The sequence below is a fragment of the Streptomyces sp. NPDC007896 genome (assembly GCF_042959425.1).
In the GTDB taxonomy this organism is placed as follows: domain Bacteria; phylum Actinomycetota; class Actinomycetes; order Streptomycetales; family Streptomycetaceae; genus Streptomyces.
The window spans coordinates 269,810-286,457 of record NZ_JBIBKX010000005.1; the positions used below are offsets into that span (position 1 = coordinate 269,810).

The following is a 16,648-nucleotide window of genomic DNA, read 5'->3' on the forward strand; positions in this document are numbered from 1 at the left end:
TCGCGCAGTTCCCCGCGCCCCTGACGGGGCGCTCCAGCACAGGTTTGTCAGCTCTCTTCACTCTTCTTTTCTCTAAGGACCAAGAAACATGGCATCCCATCCCGAAGCCGCCGCTCTGTTGGCCCGGTCGCACCGGCTCGGTGCCGACCCGCGCAATACGAACTACGCCGGCGGCAACGCCTCCGCGAAGGGCACCGACACCGACCCTGTCACCGGCGGTGATGTCGAGCTGATGTGGGTGAAGGGGTCGGGTGGGGATCTCGGCACCCTGACCGAGGCGGGGCTCGCCGTGCTGCGGCTGGACCGGCTGCGGGCGATGACGGAGGTCTACCCGGGGGTGGAGCGCGAGGACGAGATGGTCGCCGCGTTCGACTACTGCCTGCACGGCAAGGGCGGCGCGGCCCCGTCCATCGACACGGCGATGCACGGGCTGGTGGACGCGGCCCACGTCGACCATCTGCACCCCGACTCCGGGATCGCGCTGGCCTGCGCGGCGGACGGCGAGAAGCTGACGGCCGAGTGTTTCGGCGACAGTGTGGTGTGGGTGCCGTGGCGCCGGCCCGGCTTCCAGCTGGGTCTGGACATCGCGGCGGTCAAGGAGGCCAACCCGCGGGCGATCGGCTGCGTCCTGGGCGGGCACGGCATCACGGCGTGGGGCGACACGGCTCAGGAGTGCGAGCGCAACTCGCTGCACATCATCCGCACCGCCGAGGCGTTCCTCGTCGAGCGTGGCAAGGCGGAGCCCTTCGGGCCCGTGGTCGAGGGGTACACGGCCCTGGAGGCCGCCCCGCGCCGGGAGCGGGCCGCGGCGCTGGCGCCGTACATCCGGGCCATCGCCTCGCAGGACAGGCCGCAGGTCGGCCACTTCACCGACTCCGACGTCGTCCTCGACTTCCTCGCGAGCGCCGAGCACCCGCGCCTCGCCGCGCTCGGCACCTCCTGCCCCGACCATTTCCTGCGGACCAAGGTCCGGCCGCTCGTCCTCGACCTGCCGCCGACCGTGGAACTGGACGCGGCGATCGCGCGGCTGAAGGAGCTGCACGGCGAGTACCGCGAGGAGTACGCCGCCTACTACCAGCGGCACGCCGACGCCGACTCCCCCGCGATGCGCGGCGCGGACCCGGCCATCGTGCTGATCCCCGGCGTAGGCATGTTCTCCTTCGGCAAGGACAAGCAGACCGCGCGCGTGGCCGGCGAGTTCTACGTCAACGCGATCAACGTGATGCGGGGCGCCGAGGCGGTCTCGGCCTACGCGCCGATCGAGGAGTCGGAGAAGTTCCGCATCGAGTACTGGGCGCTGGAGGAGGCCAAGCTCCGGCGGATGCCGAAGCCGAAGCCGCTCGCCACCCGGGTGGCGCTGGTGACGGGGGCGGGCAGCGGGATCGGCAAGGCGATCGCCGAGCGGCTCGTCGCCGAGGGCGCGTGCGTGGTGATCGCCGACCTCAACGCGGAGAACGCCGCCGAGGTCGCCTCCTCGCTGGGCGGGCCCGACAAGGCCGTCGCCGTCACTGTCGACGTGACCTCCGAGGAGCAGATCGCGGAGGCCTTCAAGGCGGCGGTGCTCGCCTTCGGCGGAGTCGACCTGGTGGTGAACAACGCCGGTATCTCCATCTCCAAGCCGCTGCTCGAGACCACCGCGAAGGACTGGGATCTCCAGCACGACATCATGGCCCGTGGCTCCTTCCTCGTGTCGAGGGAGGCGGCGCGGGTGATGATCCAGCAGAAGCTGGGCGGGGACATCGTCTACATCGCGTCCAAGAACGCGGTCTTCGCCGGTCCGAACAACATCGCGTACTCCGCGACCAAGGCCGACCAGGCGCATCAGGTCCGGCTCCTCGCCGCCGAGTTGGGCGAGCACGGCATCCGGGTGAACGGCATCAACCCCGACGGGGTCGTGCGCGGTTCGGGCATCTTCGCGGCCGGCTGGGGCGCGCAGCGCGCGGCGACGTACGGCATCGAGGAGGAGAAGCTCGGCGAGTTCTACGCCCAGCGGACCATCCTCAAGCGCGAGGTGCTGCCCGAGCACGTGGCGAACGCCGTGTTCGCCCTGACGGGCGGGGACCTGACCCACACCACCGGTCTGCACGTCCCGGTCGACGCGGGTGTCGCGGCGGCATTCCTGCGATGAGCGAGCATGTGAAGAGCTTCGCCGCGGTCGACCTCGGCGCGTCCAGCGGACGCGTCATGGTCGGCCGCGTCGGCCCGGAGGAGCTGGAGCTCACGGAGGTGCACCGCTTCCCGAACCGGCCGGTGCGGGTTCCCGAGGGGCTGCGCTGGGACATTCTCGCGCTGTACGCGGGGGTGCTCGACGGGCTGCGGGCGGCCGGGCAGGTCGACTCCGTCGGCATCGACAGCTGGGCCGTGGACTACGGGCTGCTGGATGCCGACGGCGCGCTGCTCGGCAACCCGGTGCACTACCGCGACGCCCGCACCGAGGGGGTCGCGGAGAAGGTGTGGGCCACCGTGCCCCCCGCCGAGCTGTACGCGGCGACCGGGCTCCAGTACGCGCCCTTCAACACCCTGTACCAACTCACGGCGGCCCGCTCGACGGCGCAACTCGCCGCTGCCGAGCGGCTGTTGCTCGTTCCCGACCTGCTGGCGTACTGGCTCACGGGCGAGGCGGGCACGGAGATCACCAACGCCTCGACCACCCAGCTGATCGACCCGCGCACCCGTGACTGGTCCCACGACCTCGCGCACCGGCTCGGCATCGACCTCACGCTGTTCGCGCCGCTGCGGCAGCCGGGCGACCCGGCCGGTCTGCTGCTCCCGCGGGTCCTGGAGGAGACCGGGCTGAGGGGCCCGGTCCCGGTGACGACCGTCGGCTCGCACGACACCGCGTCCGCGGTCGCCGCCGTGCCGGCGGCGGGTGAGCGGTTCGCGTACATCTGCACCGGCACCTGGTCCCTCGCGGGCCTGGAGCTGGAGCGGCCGGTCCTCACCGAGGCGAGCCGCGCGGCCAACTTCACCAATGAACTGGGCCTGGACGGCACGGTCCGCTATCTGCGGAACATCATGGGCCTGTGGCTGCTCCAGGAGTGCGTACGGGAATGGGGCCGGCCCGACCTGGGTGAGTTGCTGCGGGCCGCCGCGGAGGTGCCCGCGCTGCGGTCGGTGGTGGACGCGGGCGACGCCGCCTTCCTGACCCCCGGCCGGATGCCGGACCGGATCACCGACGCCTGCCGGGAGTCGGGACAGCCCGTCCCCGAGTCGCGCGCCGAGATCACCCGCTGCATTCTCGACTCGCTCGCACTCGCCCATCGCAGGGCGATCCGCGAGGCCGAGGCCCTCGCCGACCACCCGGTCGACGTCGTCCACATCGTCGGCGGCGGCACCCGCAACGAACTCCTGTGCCAACTGACGGCCGACGCCTGCGGACTGCCGGTCGTGGCCGGCCCGGCGGAGGCCGCCGCGCTCGGCAACGTCCTCGTCCAGGCCCGTGCACACGGTCTGGTCGGCGACCGTACGTCGATGCGGCGACTCCTCGCCCGTACGCAGCCGTTGCGGCGGTACGAGCCCCGGGGCGACGCGGTGGCCTGGCGCGCCGCGGAGGACCGGCTCACCCTCGGGTGAACGGGAACTCCCGCCCGCCGTGACGGGGGCCTTTCACCCGTCCGCGAGGGGGACTCGCCCGTGTCCATGAACGGGGGCTCCCCTACCGCTCGCCCTCCGCGTACCCTGCACTCATCCGATGATCGATCCCAAGGAGCTGCGATGCGTGTCGCCCTGTTCCTGACCTGTGTCAACGACACGCTCTATCCGGACACCGGCCGCGCCGTGGTGAAACTGCTGACCAGGATGGGCGTCGAGGTCGACTTCCCGATGGCGCAGACCTGCTGCGGGCAGGCCCACTACAACACCGGGTACCGGCATGAGGCCGAGCCACTGGCCCGCCATTTCTCCGATGTCTTCGGTGCGTACGAGGCGATCGTGACGCCCTCCGGGTCGTGTGGCGCGATGGTGCGGGAGCTGTATCCACGGATGGGTGAGCGGGCGCGGGCGGAGGGCCGCGGGGACACCCTCGCGGCCGCCCTCGCCCCGGTGGTGCCGAAGACGTACGAGCTCACCGAGTTCCTGGTGGATGTGCTCGGCGTGACGGACGTCGGCGCGTACTACCCGCACACCGTCACCTACCACCCCACCTGTCACGGGCTGCGCAGTCTCGGGCTCGGCGACCGGCCGCGCCGGCTCCTCCAGGCCGTCAAGGGGCTCGAACTGCGCGAGCTGCCCGGCGCGGACGAGTGCTGCGGCTTCGGCGGCACGTTCGCCGTCAAGAACCCCGATGTCTCGGCCGCGATGGGCGCCGACAAGGCGCACAACGCCGAGTCGACGGGCGCGGAGGTGCTGTGCGCCGCCGACAACTCCTGTCTGATGCACATCGGCGGCACGATGGCCCGGCTGGAGACGCGGATGCGGCCCGTGCACATCGCGGAGATCCTGGCCAGTACGGAAGAGGAGCCGAGCGCATGAGCGGTGGCACGTTCGTCGGTATGCCCGCGTTTCCCAAGGCGGCGCACGAGGCGGTCAACAACCCGACCCTGCGCGGCAATCTGCGCCACGCCACCCACACGATCCGCGCCAAACGGGCGGTCGCCGTCGCCGAACTCGACGACTGGGCCGCCCTGCGCGAGGCCGGCAAGCAGATCAAGGACCACACGCTCCGTCATCTCGACCGCTACCTCGTGCAGTTGGAGGAGTCGGTCACCGCGGCCGGGGGCATCGTGCACTGGGCCGCCGACGCCGACGAGGCCAACCGGATCGTCACCGACCTGGTGAAGATGACCGGGGAGAGCGAGGTCGTCAAGGTCAAGTCGATGGCCACGCAGGAGATCGGCCTCAACGAAGCCCTGGAGGCCGAGGGCATCCACGCCTACGAGACCGATCTCGCCGAGCTCATCGTGCAGTTGGGCAAGGACCGGCCCTCCCACATCCTCGTCCCGGCCATCCACCGCAACCGCGGCGAGATCCGCGACATCTTCGCGCGCGAGATGAGCGAGTGGGGCCGCCCGGCGCCGGAAGGCCTCACCGACACGCCCGCCGAACTGGCCGAGGCCGCCCGACTGCACCTGCGCGAGAAGTTCCTGCGCGCCAAGGTCGGCATCTCCGGCGCCAACTTCATGGTCGCCGAGACCGGCACCCTGATGGTCGTGGAGTCCGAGGGCAACGGCCGGATGTGCCTGACCCTCCCCGAGACGCTGATCTCCGTCGTCGGCATCGAGAAGATCGTGCCGACCTGGCAGGACCTGGAGGTCTTCCTCCAGACCCTCCCCCGCTCCTCGACCGCCGAGCGCATGAACCCGTACACCTCGATGTGGACGGGCACCACTGAGGAGGACGGCCCCCAGACCTTCCACCTGGTCCTCATCGACAACGGCCGCACCGACACCCTCGCCGACGAGGTCGGCCGCCAGGCCCTGCGCTGCATCCGCTGCTCGGCGTGTCTCAACGTCTGCCCGGTGTACGAGCGCGCCGGCGGCCACGCCTACGGCTCGGTCTACCCCGGCCCGATCGGCGCGATCCTCAGCCCCCAACTCCGGGGCACCGCAAGCGAGATCGACGCCTCGCTCCCGTACGCCTCCACGCTCTGCGGCGCCTGCTACGAGGTCTGCCCGGTCGCCATCGACATCCCCGAAGTCCTCGTCCACCTGCGCGAACGGATCGCCGAGGGCGGACCGGTGACACGGGAGGGCAACAAGGTCGTTCTCAAGCCCGCCAAGGGGCACGCCGCCGAGCGGGCGGCGATGCGGGCGGCACGCTGGGCGTTCAGCCACCCCGGCGCGCTGCGCACCGGCCAGCGGCTCGCCTCCCGGACCCGCCGCTTCCATCCACGCTCGCTGCCCGGCCCCGGCAAGGCGTGGAGCGGCACCCGGGATCTGCCGGCGGTCCCCGCGGAGCCGTTCCGTGACTGGTGGCAGCGTACGCACGGCGGAAAGGACACGGACAAGTGAGCAGCAGGGATCTGATCCTGGGGCGGGTGCGGCGCGCGCTCGCCGATGTGCCGCGCGAGGACACGCCGTACGAGCAGGCCATCGAGCGGGGGTACCTGCGCGAGCACGGGGGGCGGAGCGTCGCGGAGACGGTGGATCTGCTGGCGGAGAACCTCGCCGACTACCGCGCGCTGGTGCACCGCTGCGCGGCCGACGAGCTGGCCGCGACCATCGCCGGGCTGCTCGCCGGACACGGTTCGACGTCGGTGGTCCTACCGGCGGGTCTGGACGCGCAGTGGCTGGCGGCGTCGGAGGTGACGCGCGTCCCGGACCGGGCCGAGGACACCTCGGGCGAGCTGGACCGCGTCGACAGCGTCGTGACCGCGTGCGCGCTCGCGATCGCCGAGACCGGCACCCTCGTCCTGGACGGCGGCCCGGACCAGGGGTGCCGTCGCATCACGCTGGTCCCCGATCACCACATCTGTGTCGTCCGTGTCCCCGACCAGGTCGTCTCCTCCGTCCCCCAGGCCCTGGAGCGGCTCGACCCGACCCGCCCGCTGACCTGGATCTCCGGCCCGTCGGCGACCAGCGACATCGAGCTCGACCGGGTCGAGGGGGTGCACGGTCCGCGCACCCTGGAAGTGGTGCTGGTGAGCGGGGAGTGACCTGCGCGGTTAGCGTGAGGGGATGATCCGGTTCGAACAGGTCACCAAGCGCTATCCGGACGGTACGACGGCCGTGGACGGCCTCTCGTTCGAGGTCGCGCAGGGCGAACTCGTCACGCTCGTCGGCCCGTCGGGCTGCGGCAAGACGACGACCATGATGATGGTGAACCGGCTGATCGAACCGACCTCGGGCCGGATCTTCGTGAACGGCGAGGACATCGCCACGGTCGACCCGGTGCGGCTGCGGAGGCGTATCGGGTACGTCATCCAGCAGGTGGGCCTGTTCCCGCACCGGACGATCCTCGACAACACGGCGACCGTGCCGACGCTCATCGGCTGGAAGAAGGCGAAGGCGCGGACGCGCGCCGCCGAACTGCTCGATCTGGTGGGCCTGGACCCGAAGACGTACGGCTCGCGCTATCCGGAACAGTTGTCGGGCGGCCAGCGCCAGCGGGTCGGAGTGGCCCGGGCGCTCGCCGCCGATCCGCCCGTGCTGCTGATGGACGAGCCCTTCGGGGCCGTCGACCCGGTGGTCCGGGAACAGCTGCAGGACGAGTTCCTGCGCATGCAGGAGACCGTGCGCAAGACGGTGCTGCTGGTCACGCACGACATCGAGGAGGCGGTACGGCTCGGCGACCGCATCGCGGTGTACGGGCAGGGCCGCATCGAGCAGTTCGACGCGCCGGGAGCCGTCCTAGGCACCCCGGCCACCCCCTACGTCGCCGAGTTCGTCGGCGCCGACCGCGGGCTGAAGCGGCTGTCGGTCACCGAGATCGAGCCCGACGACCTGGAACAGCCGCCCGTCGCCCGCCTGGACGAGCCCGCCGGGACGACGGTCGCCCGCTTGCTCGCGCAGGGCGCGCGATGGGCGGTCGTCCTGGACGCGGAGGGTGATCTGCACGGGTGGGTGGGCGTCGACGCGTTGGCGGCGGGTGGGTCCGTCGGCGACCGAGCGCATCGTATGAACTCATGGGTCCCGGTGGGCGCCCCGCTGAAGCAGGCCTTCGGTGTGATGCTCCAGCACGACGCGGGCTGGGTCGCGGTACTGGACGGGGCCCGCTTCCTCGGCGTACTCACCCCGGCGAAACTGCACGAGGCGCTGCGGCGGTCGGTGGACGCGGATGCGCGGGGGGTGCGGCGGGGGCAGGTGTCCTTCGACTCGGTCTCCGATGCGTGAGCGCTCCGCCGGGTTGGGCGGGGGATGCGGGTTGTTCGACGCCGCGGGTCCGATGTGGCCGGTCGCGCAGTTCCCCGCGCCGCTTGGGGCGCGCGCCCGTCACGAGAGGCGTACCTCAGGGGTCAGGCACCAGTCGAGGGCCGACGGCCAGGGGCCGTAGCCCGCGTCGAGGTCCAGGTGGGCGCCGCCGGGGATGACGTCGGTGTCGAGGTCGAGAGGTACGCCGTACTCCTTGGCCGCGCCGCCCGGGCAGTACGGGTCGTCGTCGGCGGCCACGAGCCGGGTCACGGGGGCGGCGGTGCGCAGGTGCGCGGCGGTGGCGCCGGAACCGGCGAACCCGGCGATGTCCTCGTAGCCGGCCATGACCTCGTCGGACGGCGGTGCGACGAGAAGGACCCGGTCGGCGCGGGCCCGGCCGCGGGCCGCCGCGTGCAGCCACAGCGGGACGGCGAGGCTGTGGCAGACGACCACCCGTTCGTGCTCGTGCCCGAGGGAGTCGAGGTGGGTGTGGAGCCGGTCGAGCCACAACGCCAGGTCCGGATGGTCGGGCTCCGGGAGCTGCGGGTAGGTGACGGCGTGGCCGCGGGCGGTCAGCTCGTTCGCCAGCCAGTGCTCCCAGTGGTCCACGGGGCGGTGGTTCTGCCAGCCGTGCAGGATGAGGAAGGAACGCGAGTTCGAAGTCACCCTTCATTATCGGCCAGGAGAGGGCGGGTTCAGGGCAGGGCGTTCTGCAGGTCGACGAGCACGGCGTGTGCCAGCTCGGCCGCTCCGGTGCCGGCGCCCGTGGCAGCCCCCGTGGCCGCGCCGGCCGCCACCGATACGAGTACGGCCCTGATCCGACCCAGCAGACCGCGCAGGCGTCCCATGTCCGGCTGAGACCGGGCGGCCTCCGCCAGAGCGGCCCGCGCGTCCTGGCGCACGGCGGTCTCGTCCTCGGCGGCCAGGCCGAGCGTCTCCAGCGCCGCGAACAGCGACCGCACGGCCTCGGCGAGCCGGGCGCTCGCCCCCTCGTCGGCCGTCACGTACTGATGCTGGGTGACGTTGCGACCGCCGATCGCGATCTGGCTGCCGTGAATGGGCCCGTGGAACTGGGCACCGCCCGAACTCGTCAACGTCCGCCTCCTGAATGGGAGTTCTCTTCCGCCGCGTTGCCGAGGACAGCGTCCAGGCGAGCGGCCAGGGCCGTCAGGCGGGCTGTGAGAGGGGAGCCGCCGGGCTGCCCGGCCAGGCAGGCGAGGATCTGCTCGACAGCCGCGCGGACACGTGCCTCATTGATCGGGGGGCGGGCCAGTTCCACCTTGATCACCGCTGCGGCCTGCCGAATGACGTACTGCGCGTAGAGGTCCAGCCCCAGCCGGTCGACCTCGACCCGCAGGGTTTCCACCACCTGTACGGGGTCGGCACGCCGCGTCGGCCGGAACTGCGCCCGGTAGAACTGCTCGGGCCGTACGTCGGTCCGATTCTGGGTCACGTTCCCTTGGGAGTTGATCGCCACCTGGCTGTCGATGATCGGGCCGAAGACGTACACCAACGGAGTCGTCGCCTCGTCGGGATTCAGGGAGCTGACCTGATGGGGACGCGGCTCACGGGCCAGGTTCAGCAAGGACTCGTAGTCGCGGTAGTCGATGAGCGGGGGCCCGGCGGTGCGCAGTGCCTCCGCGAATCGCTCGGCAGCGCCCGAACTCCGCTTCACGTGGTAGGTGTCATATCCGCCGGAGTGTGTTTCAGGTTCAGGCTGCCGCAACCGCTCACCGGTCTCCCGCCTTGCCACCGGCTCGAAAGTGGAGGGCGGAGTCTCGGCACGGGGCCGAGAGGTCTCTGTCCTCGGCTTGAATTCCGCACTGGCCATGTGAACCCCCCGTGGCAAAGCACCTCCTTGAAGCGTAGCGAGACAAGCTCAGGGAGGAAGGCCTCATCCGGCATCGGAATACCGCAATCTGGCCACTCCCGCACGCGTGTGTCTCTCCGATGCGAGGGCACCCGTTCCGCGGGAGGTCCACATGAACGCAAGTGCGACGGCACGGACCGGACGCATCAAGGCTCGACGCGCGGCGAGGGGCTCGGGGGTGGAGTACGCCGCCCGGGCGGGGCTGACCGCACGGGGCGTGATCTACCTGCTGGTCGGTGTGCTGGCGCTGCGGATCGCCTTCGGGGACGGGAAGAACCAGGCGGACCGCAACGGCGCCGTCGCGGAGATCGCGCAGCAGCCCTTCGGCGCGGTGCTGCTGTGGGCGCTGGGTGTCGGCCTCGTCGGCATGGCGCTGTGGCGGCTGTCCGAGGCGTGCTTCGGTTCCGCCGGAGCGGACGGCCGGGCGGCGAAGAAGCGGCTGCTGTCGGCCGTGCGGTTCGTGTTCTACGCGTTCGTCGCCTCCTCGGTGCTGTCGTTCGCGGCGGGTTCGGGCAGTGGTGGGCACGGTTCGAGCGACCGGCAGTCGCGGGACGTGACGGCCAAGGTGCTGGATCTGCCGGCGGGGCAGTGGATCGTCGGCGCAGCCGGAGTCGGCATCGTCGTGGCGGGTCTGCTGATCGGCGGGCGGGCCGTGTTGCGCAAGTACCACAAGAAGCTGAAGCTCGGTCAGATGTCTGCGCGCACACGACGGCTGGTGGATGTGACCGGCGTGGGCGGCGGCGCGGCGCGCGGGCTGGTGTTCGCCGCGGCGGGCTGTTTCGCCGTGCGCGCGGCGATCGACTACGAACCCGACCGGGCGAAGGGGCTGGACGACACGATCCGCTCGTTCGCCCACACCCCGGCGGGACCGTGGCTGCTGGTGTGCGTCGCCGCCGGACTCGTACTGTTCGGTCTGTTCTCCTTCGCGATGGCGCGCTGGCGCCGGGTCTGAGGGCGTCACTTCAGCAGGCCCTTGTCCTTCAGATAGGTCCGCGCCACGTCCTCGGGCAGCCGTCGCCAGCTGTCCACCTGCTGGTTCATCGATGCCAGGTCAGCGGTGGTGAGTACGTCGTTGAGCTTGCCGAGTGCCTTGGTGACGCCCTCGCCGCCGGCGCGCGAGCGGTTGACGACGGGCACGATGTAGTCGGCGTTCTGCAGATGTTTGTCGTCGGCGAGGAGGACGAGGCCGAACTCGTCGAGCGTCGCGTCCGTCGTCGTGGTCAGGACCATCTGGTCCTGGCCGCTCTGTACGGCCCGCTTCGCCTGGGTGGTGCCCACACCCTTCGGGTCGACGCCGGTGATGTCGATGCCGTACGTCTTCTTCAACCCGGGCTCGCAGTAGGGCCGTTGGACGCACTCGTCGCCCGCCGCGAGCCGTACCGGAAGACGGGACGCGCCGAGGTCGCTGAGGGTCTTCAGGTGATGCTGCCTGGCGTACGCCGCCGTCACCGCGAAGGCGTTCTGGTCGACGGCCCTGCCCGGGTCGAGGACGGTGAGGCCGCGCGGTGTGGCGAGCGACCTGAGCGCCTTCATCGTGGCGGCGAGATCGGGTGAGCCGACGGGCGGCGCGCCCGCACCGTGGGTCTTGGCGTTCAGCCAGTCCGCGAAGGTGGCCGCGTACTCCGGTACGACGTCGATCTGACCGGATTCCAGGGCGGGTTCGTAGAGTTCGCGGTTGGCGACCGTCAGCATGGAGGTCTTGTATCCGGCCTGACCGAGCAGCAGCGCGTACATCTGGGCCAACAGGTCGCTCTCGGTGAACCCCGCCGAGCCGATGGTCAGGTGCTTGCTGTCGCCGGGCGGCGCGGTGACCGCACCGCGGTTCTCCAGGGACGGGCCGGTGCCGCAGCCGGTCAGCAGGACCAGGCTCAGCAGGGCGCCGCCTCGCCTCATCGGATGCCCCTCGCCCAGCGCGGTGCCAGCCGTTCGGCGATCTCGAAGATCCCCTCGACGATCAGGGCGAAGACGGCGACGAGGATCGCGCCGGCGACGACCTGCGGGGTACTCGCCAGGTTGAAGCCCGCGGTGATGATCCGGCCGAGTCCGCCGCCGCCCGCGAGCGCGGCGATCGTGGCGGTCGCGACGAGTTGGACCGCGGCGATCCGTACGCCGTTCATGACCATCGGGAGCGAAAGGGGCAGTTCCACGTGAAACAGCATCTGTCGCCCGGTCATCCCCATCCCTCGCGCCGAGCGCACCACGCTCCGGTCGACCTCGCGCATCCCGACGTAGGCGTTGGTGAGCAGCGGCGGTACGGCGAAGAGGACCAGCGCGACGACGGTCGGACCCTCGCCCCACTTGCCGAGCGGGGTGAGCAGCAGGAGGACCAGTACCGCGAAGGTGGGTACGGCGCGGCCGATGTTGGAGATGTTGACGGCGAGCGCGCCGCCCTTGCCGAGGTGGCCCAAAACGAGGGCGACGGGCAGCGCGATGAGGCAGCTGATGACGAGGCAGACGACGGTCAGGACGAGGTGCTGGGCGAGGCGGTGCCAGACGCCGTCGTCCCCGGACCAGTGCGCGGGGTCGCTGAGCCAGTCCCAGGCCCCGGTCAGGGTGCTCACCCGCGGGCCGCCCGGGTCCAGGGGGTGATGAGCCGCTGCACCGCGAGCAGGAGGAGGTCCGCGGCGACGGCGATGACGACGCAGAGTACGGACGCGGTGAGGACCTGCGCCTTGAAGTAGGTGTTCATGCCCGCGTAGATGAGGTTGCCCAGTCCCCCGAAGCCGACGATCGCGCCGACCGTCACCAGTGAGACGGCCGAGACGGTGGCGATGCGCAGTCCGGCCATCGACGCGGGCACCGCCAGCGGCAGTTCCACGGTGAGCAGGAGGCGGATGGGCCCGTATCCCATGCCGCGGGCGGCCTGCCGGGTCTCCTCGGGGACGGCGCGCAGACCCGCGAGGATGTTCCGGACGAGGAGGGTCAGCGAGTAGAGGACGAGTCCGGAGACGACCAGCGTGGCCGACAGCCCGTACACGGGCAGGAGCAGCGAGAACATCGCGAGGGACGGGATGGTGTAGAGGATCGTGGTCACCGCGAGGACGGGTCCGGCCGCCCAGCCCCAGCGACGGGCGAGGACGGCCAGCGGCACCGCGATGACGAGTCCGACGAGCACGGAGACCGCCGTGAGCTGGAGGTGCTGGACGACCGCGTCCAGGAGGATCTGGCGGCGCGTGCTCAGATACTCACCGCAGATCCACTCGTTGCGGGCGAGACAGTCGTCCGGAGGCGCGGTCACGCGTCCATTCCATCGGGGGCGGGCGGGGGTCGGCGCGTTCTGGTGACCCGTACGGGGTGTCACTGAGTACACCCCGCGATACGGGTTCTGCGCCCCATGTGGGTCGGGCGTTCGCTCCGTAGCGTCGTGAGCGAGGCACAGGGCGTGCCGGACGGAGAGTGATGACGATGTTGCGCCGCACCTCGCGACGTACGAACGAATCGGAACCCGCCCAGGAGGCGCTGCGGCTGGTCGAGGTCGCGAAGACCTACGGCGCCGGGGAGAGCGCCGTGACCGCGCTGGACGGAGTGAGCCTCGGCCTGGCGCGCGGCAGCTTCACCGCGGTCATGGGGCCCTCGGGGTCCGGCAAGTCCACGCTGCTGCGGTGCGCGGCCGGGCTGGAGCGGCCCGACAGCGGCATCGTGCGGGTCGACGGAGTGGAGCTGACGGACGGCGGTGAGGCCGAGCTGACGAAGTTCCGGCGCGGCCGGATCGGTTTCGTCTTCCAGCAGTACAACCTGCTTCCGACGTTGACCGTCGCCCAGAACACGGTCCTGCCGCTGAAGCTCGCCGGGCGGCGCGTCGACCGGGCCGGGGCGCGGGAGGTCCTGACGGCGGTCGGTCTGGGCGACCGGCTCGGCAGCCTGCCCGACCAGCTCTCCGGCGGGCAACAGCAGAGGGTGGCGATCGCGCGGGCGCTGGTGGCCGAGCCTCGGGTGATCTTCGCGGACGAGCCGACCGGCGCCCTCGACAGCCGCAGCGCACGGGATGTGCTGCGGCTGCTTCAGGAGGCGGTACGGGTGCACGGCAGGACGGTCGTCATGGTGACGCACGACCCCCTCGCCGCCTCGTACGCCGACGCGGTCGTGTTCCTCGCGGACGGGCGGATGGCCGGACATCTGCACGCGCCGACGGCGGACGCCGTGGCCGAGCGCCTGGCACACCTCGGCGACGACACGAGGGTGGGGGTGTGAGCCGTGTTCGCTCTGGCTCTGCGTTCCCTCCGGCAGCGCCCCGGGCGCGCCACGGCGACCCTGCTGTCCGCCTTCCTCGGCGCGGCGATCGTCATGACCTTCAACTCCCTGCACGACACGGCCGCGCAGTCGGGCGTGGACTCCGTGAGCGCGGGTTCGCTGTCCACCGCGGCGGGCGTCGTCGGCGGCTACGGCACCCTGTTGGTGTTCTTCGCGATCGCCTCGACCCTGACGGTGAACGTCCGTCAGCGCGGCGCCGAGATGGAGCTGCTCAGGTGCTCCGGGGCGACTCCCGCACAGATCGGGCGGATGGTCGTGGGGGAGGCGGTGGTGATCGCCCTGCTGGGCGCGGTACTGGCGATCGGTCCGGCGATGCTCGGCGGACGCGCCCTGCTGGGCGTCTTCCAGGACAGCGGCCAGGTCGCCCGGTCCGTCGACCACTCCTTCGGTCCCGTCGCCCTCGGGTCGGGCATCGGCATCACGGTGCCGGCCGCGGCGGGCGCGGCGTTGCTCGCGGTGCGGCGGGTGACGCTCCGCCGTCGCCCCAGGGGTCGGGCACGGACGTTCCTCGCGTACGCGGCTCTGCTCGTCGGTGGTGCGGCGGTCTGTTCCACCTTCGCGTTCTCGGCCGAGGACGCCGCGCTGATGGCGCCTCCCGCGTACGGGGCGATCCTGCTGTCCGTGGGGTGCGCGCTGCTGGCGCCGCGGCTGCTGGAGGGCCTGCTCGACCGGCTGCCTCTGGCGGGCCCGAGCGGGTATCTGGCCGTACGGAACCTGCGTCGGCGTGCCGCGGAGATGTCCGGTGTCCTGATGCCGCTGATCCTCTTCACCTGCATGGCGTCGGCGACGCTGACCATGCAGGCGGTCGAGAGTGACGCGATCAGGGCCTCCGGTGTTCCGAAGTCGGTCGATGCGAAGAACCTCGAGACGCTCAACCTGACGGTCGTCGGCATCATCGTGGTCTTCTGCTGCGTCATGCTGATCAACTCCCTGTACGCGGCGACGACTTACCGCGGCCGGGAGTTCGGGCAGCAGCGGCTGGCGGGTGCCACGCCGGGGCAGGTGCTCGGGGTGGTCGGTGCCGAGGGACTGATCCTGACGGTGACGGGCGTCTTCTTCGGCACCCTCGCCGGGCTCGCCGGGGTCCTGGCGTTCAGCGCCGTGCGCACGGGCTCCCCGTGGCCGGGCCAGGGACCTGGCATCTGGCTCGCCGTCGTCGCGGTCGCGGCGGCCGTGACCCTGGGGACCGTCCTGTGCACGGCCCGCCGCACCCTGCGGACGCCGGCCGTGGCGGCGGTGACCCTGGTCGCGTGAGCGGGCGGCGGACGATGACGTCAGACGCCCGTTCGGGAAGCGCCGACTCCTGCGAGGCCCCGCAGGAGTCGGCCTCCGCTGCGCACTGTCGCGGAAATGATTCTCGTCTGGGGCGGCAGGGCGATCTGCCGCCCGATATTCGCGCGGCCCTGGAGGACACGCTCGACAAGTACGGGCCCACGCAAATCCCCGACACTCCCCCGCCCCGTAGCCGCGGAATTTGTTTGGATCTGATCCACCCAGGTAGTTCAGAAAGAGGTGGCCCGCTGGCCAACCACTCCCGGGAGGGTTCGGCAGTGAGCTCGCCTCCGACCGCCCGGACGGGGCAACCCCCCGGGCGGTCGGGTGTCGTCCACGGCCCAGACAGGCCCTAGGCCGCATCGGCGAGCACCTGTTCGCGCAGAGTGGAGCAGCAGTCGCTGAGGAGGCGGGAGACGTGCATCTGTGAGATGCCGAGTTGATCGGCGATGCAGCTCTGCGTCATGCCCTGGAAGAAGCGCAGGTAGAGGATGGTCCGTTCGCGCTCGGGGAGCTCGTACAGGGCCGGTTTCACCGACTCGCGGTCGATGACCAGGTCGAACCCGGTGTCGGGCGCGCCCAGCGCGTCGTTGAGCGCGTAGCCGTCGTCCCCGCCGGGCAGTTCGGCGTCCAGGGAGAGGGCGGAGAAGCTGTCCAGGGCCTCGAGACCGGTGCGTACCTCGTCCTCGCTCAGGTGCGCGTACGCGGCGATCTCGGCGACGGTGGGCCGTTGTCCCTGCATCGTCTGCGACAGGTCCTTGAGAGCCGCGCGCACTCTGTTGCGCACGTCCTGGACGCGGCGCGGGACGTGCAGCGTCCACATGTGGTCGCGGAAGTGGCGTTTGATCTCGCCGGTGATGGTGGGGACGGCGTAGCTCTCGAAGGCGTTGCCGAGCTCGGGGTCGTAGCGGTCGACGGCCTTGACGAGGCCGAGCGCGGCGACCTGGTTGAGGTCCTCGACGGACTCGCCCTTGCCCCGGTAGCGGCCGGCGACACGTTCCGACATGGGCAGCCAGGACTGGATGATCTCCTCGCGCAGCGCCTGCCGCTCGGGCCCGGCGGGCAGGCCGGCGAGGCGGGCGAACGCCGCGGCGGTGTCGGGGGCGTCGTCGTGGGGGTGTCGCTTGGTGCCGGACGTCATGCGCATGGTGCTCACAACTCCCTCAGGGGTTGCCGACGGGGCAGTCCCCATGGGAGGGCAAGCACAAAAAACCGGACGGAAGACACCGGCGATCTGGCGGACCAGCTCCCACGGACGTGCCTCCTGTCCGAAGCACTGAGGTGACAATTCCCTCATATCGGTCAGTCAAACAATTCGGGAACAATCCCCGGAGGATCACCCAAAGAACGTGACACCGGGCGAGTGGACGATTCTGGAGCGTCACGAATCGTCCGCGAATCCATATCCGTACACCATCCGTACGCCGTGAATTCGTCGCCCCACCTCCACCCAACCTCCCCGCGATCT

Annotated in this window: 16 protein-coding genes; 9 read left to right on the forward strand and 7 right to left on the reverse strand. The window is 71.1% G+C overall.

From position 1 onward, the window contains the following. The first annotated feature begins 88 nt into the window (after positions 1–88). The 6 genes from ACFZDJ_RS18615 to ACFZDJ_RS18640 all read left to right on the forward strand — a co-directional run bounded on the left by ACFZDJ_RS18615 (position 89) and on the right by ACFZDJ_RS18640 (position 7,769). Positions 89–2,128: a bifunctional aldolase/short-chain dehydrogenase gene (locus ACFZDJ_RS18615; RefSeq protein ID WP_391060176.1), complete on the forward strand. Its 2,040-nt coding sequence runs from the start codon at positions 89–91 to the stop codon at positions 2,126–2,128. Then, positions 2,125–3,573, forward strand: a complete 1,449-nt coding sequence (locus tag ACFZDJ_RS18620; protein ID WP_391060178.1) for an FGGY-family carbohydrate kinase — start codon at positions 2,125–2,127, stop codon at positions 3,571–3,573. The genes ACFZDJ_RS18615 and ACFZDJ_RS18620 overlap by 4 nt, the downstream gene beginning before the upstream one ends. A 141-nt stretch (positions 3,574–3,714) precedes the next feature. Next, positions 3,715–4,470, forward strand: coding sequence for a heterodisulfide reductase-related iron-sulfur binding cluster (locus tag ACFZDJ_RS18625; RefSeq protein WP_391060181.1), 756 nt, complete (start codon positions 3,715–3,717; stop codon positions 4,468–4,470). Continuing rightward, positions 4,467–5,948, forward strand: a complete 1,482-nt coding sequence (locus ACFZDJ_RS18630) for a LutB/LldF family L-lactate oxidation iron-sulfur protein (RefSeq protein ID WP_391060182.1) — start codon at positions 4,467–4,469, stop codon at positions 5,946–5,948. The genes ACFZDJ_RS18625 and ACFZDJ_RS18630 overlap by 4 nt, the downstream gene beginning before the upstream one ends. Next, positions 5,945–6,592, forward strand: a complete 648-nt coding sequence (locus ACFZDJ_RS18635; RefSeq protein ID WP_391060184.1) for an LUD domain-containing protein — start codon at positions 5,945–5,947, stop codon at positions 6,590–6,592. Before ACFZDJ_RS18630 ends, ACFZDJ_RS18635 begins: the two co-directional genes overlap by 4 nt. Positions 6,593–6,614: 22 nt before the next feature. Beyond that, complete coding sequence (locus tag ACFZDJ_RS18640; protein ID WP_391060186.1) at positions 6,615–7,769, forward strand: ATP-binding cassette domain-containing protein; 1,155 nt, start codon at positions 6,615–6,617, stop codon at positions 7,767–7,769. Positions 7,770–7,868: 99 nt separating this feature from the next. Here the strand turns inward: ACFZDJ_RS18640 and ACFZDJ_RS18645 are convergent, their stop codons facing one another. The 3 genes from ACFZDJ_RS18645 to ACFZDJ_RS18655 are packed head-to-tail and all read right to left on the reverse strand — an operon-like array spanning position 7,869 to position 9,462. Next, the gene (locus ACFZDJ_RS18645) at positions 7,869–8,453 is read right to left on the reverse strand and encodes an alpha/beta hydrolase (RefSeq protein ID WP_391060188.1); all 585 of its coding nucleotides are present in this window, start codon (positions 8,451–8,453) and stop codon (positions 7,869–7,871) included. 29 nt (positions 8,454–8,482) lie between these two features. Then, positions 8,483–8,881, reverse strand: a complete 399-nt coding sequence (locus ACFZDJ_RS18650) for a hypothetical protein (RefSeq protein WP_391060190.1) — start codon at positions 8,879–8,881, stop codon at positions 8,483–8,485. Then, the gene (locus tag ACFZDJ_RS18655) at positions 8,878–9,462 is read right to left on the reverse strand and encodes a hypothetical protein (RefSeq protein ID WP_390935379.1); all 585 of its coding nucleotides are present in this window, start codon (positions 9,460–9,462) and stop codon (positions 8,878–8,880) included. Before ACFZDJ_RS18655 ends, ACFZDJ_RS18650 begins: the two co-directional genes overlap by 4 nt. Positions 9,463–9,769: 307 nt before the next feature. Here ACFZDJ_RS18655 and ACFZDJ_RS18660 point away from each other — a divergent pair, with 307 nt between their 5' ends. Continuing rightward, positions 9,770–10,609 carry a DUF1206 domain-containing protein gene (locus ACFZDJ_RS18660; protein WP_390935377.1) on the forward strand — a complete coding sequence of 280 codons (840 nt, stop codon included), beginning with the start codon at positions 9,770–9,772 and terminating at the stop codon, positions 10,607–10,609. Between the two features lie 5 nt (positions 10,610–10,614). On the opposite strand, the gene ACFZDJ_RS18665 is transcribed toward ACFZDJ_RS18660, so the two are convergent. The 3 genes from ACFZDJ_RS18665 to ACFZDJ_RS18675 are packed head-to-tail and all read right to left on the reverse strand — an operon-like array spanning position 10,615 to position 12,895. After that, positions 10,615–11,550, reverse strand: coding sequence for a glycine betaine ABC transporter substrate-binding protein (locus ACFZDJ_RS18665; RefSeq protein ID WP_390935375.1), 936 nt, complete (start codon positions 11,548–11,550; stop codon positions 10,615–10,617). After that, the gene (locus ACFZDJ_RS18670; RefSeq protein ID WP_384915221.1) at positions 11,547–12,218 is read right to left on the reverse strand and encodes an ABC transporter permease; all 672 of its coding nucleotides are present in this window, start codon (positions 12,216–12,218) and stop codon (positions 11,547–11,549) included. Before ACFZDJ_RS18670 ends, ACFZDJ_RS18665 begins: the two co-directional genes overlap by 4 nt. Beyond that, positions 12,215–12,895, reverse strand: coding sequence for an ABC transporter permease (locus tag ACFZDJ_RS18675; protein WP_067360371.1), 681 nt, complete (start codon positions 12,893–12,895; stop codon positions 12,215–12,217). The genes ACFZDJ_RS18670 and ACFZDJ_RS18675 overlap by 4 nt, the downstream gene beginning before the upstream one ends. Positions 12,896–13,062: 167 nt before the next feature. On the opposite strand from ACFZDJ_RS18675, the gene ACFZDJ_RS18680 reads away from it, so the two are divergent. Together ACFZDJ_RS18680 and ACFZDJ_RS18685 are read left to right on the forward strand one after the other, a co-directional pair. Further along, a complete protein-coding gene (locus ACFZDJ_RS18680; RefSeq protein ID WP_391060578.1) occupies positions 13,063–13,848 on the forward strand; it encodes an ATP-binding cassette domain-containing protein in 786 nt (261 codons plus the stop codon). 3 nt (positions 13,849–13,851) lie between these two features. Beyond that, the gene (locus ACFZDJ_RS18685; RefSeq protein WP_390935367.1) at positions 13,852–15,162 is read left to right on the forward strand and encodes an FtsX-like permease family protein; all 1,311 of its coding nucleotides are present in this window, start codon (positions 13,852–13,854) and stop codon (positions 15,160–15,162) included. A gap of 370 nt (positions 15,163–15,532) precedes the next feature. Here the strand turns inward: ACFZDJ_RS18685 and ACFZDJ_RS18690 are convergent, their stop codons facing one another. Beyond that, on the reverse strand, positions 15,533–16,327 hold the full coding sequence (locus ACFZDJ_RS18690) for a SigB/SigF/SigG family RNA polymerase sigma factor (RefSeq protein ID WP_390935365.1): 795 nt from the start codon (positions 16,325–16,327) through the stop codon (positions 15,533–15,535). Positions 16,328–16,648 lie beyond the last annotated feature (321 nt).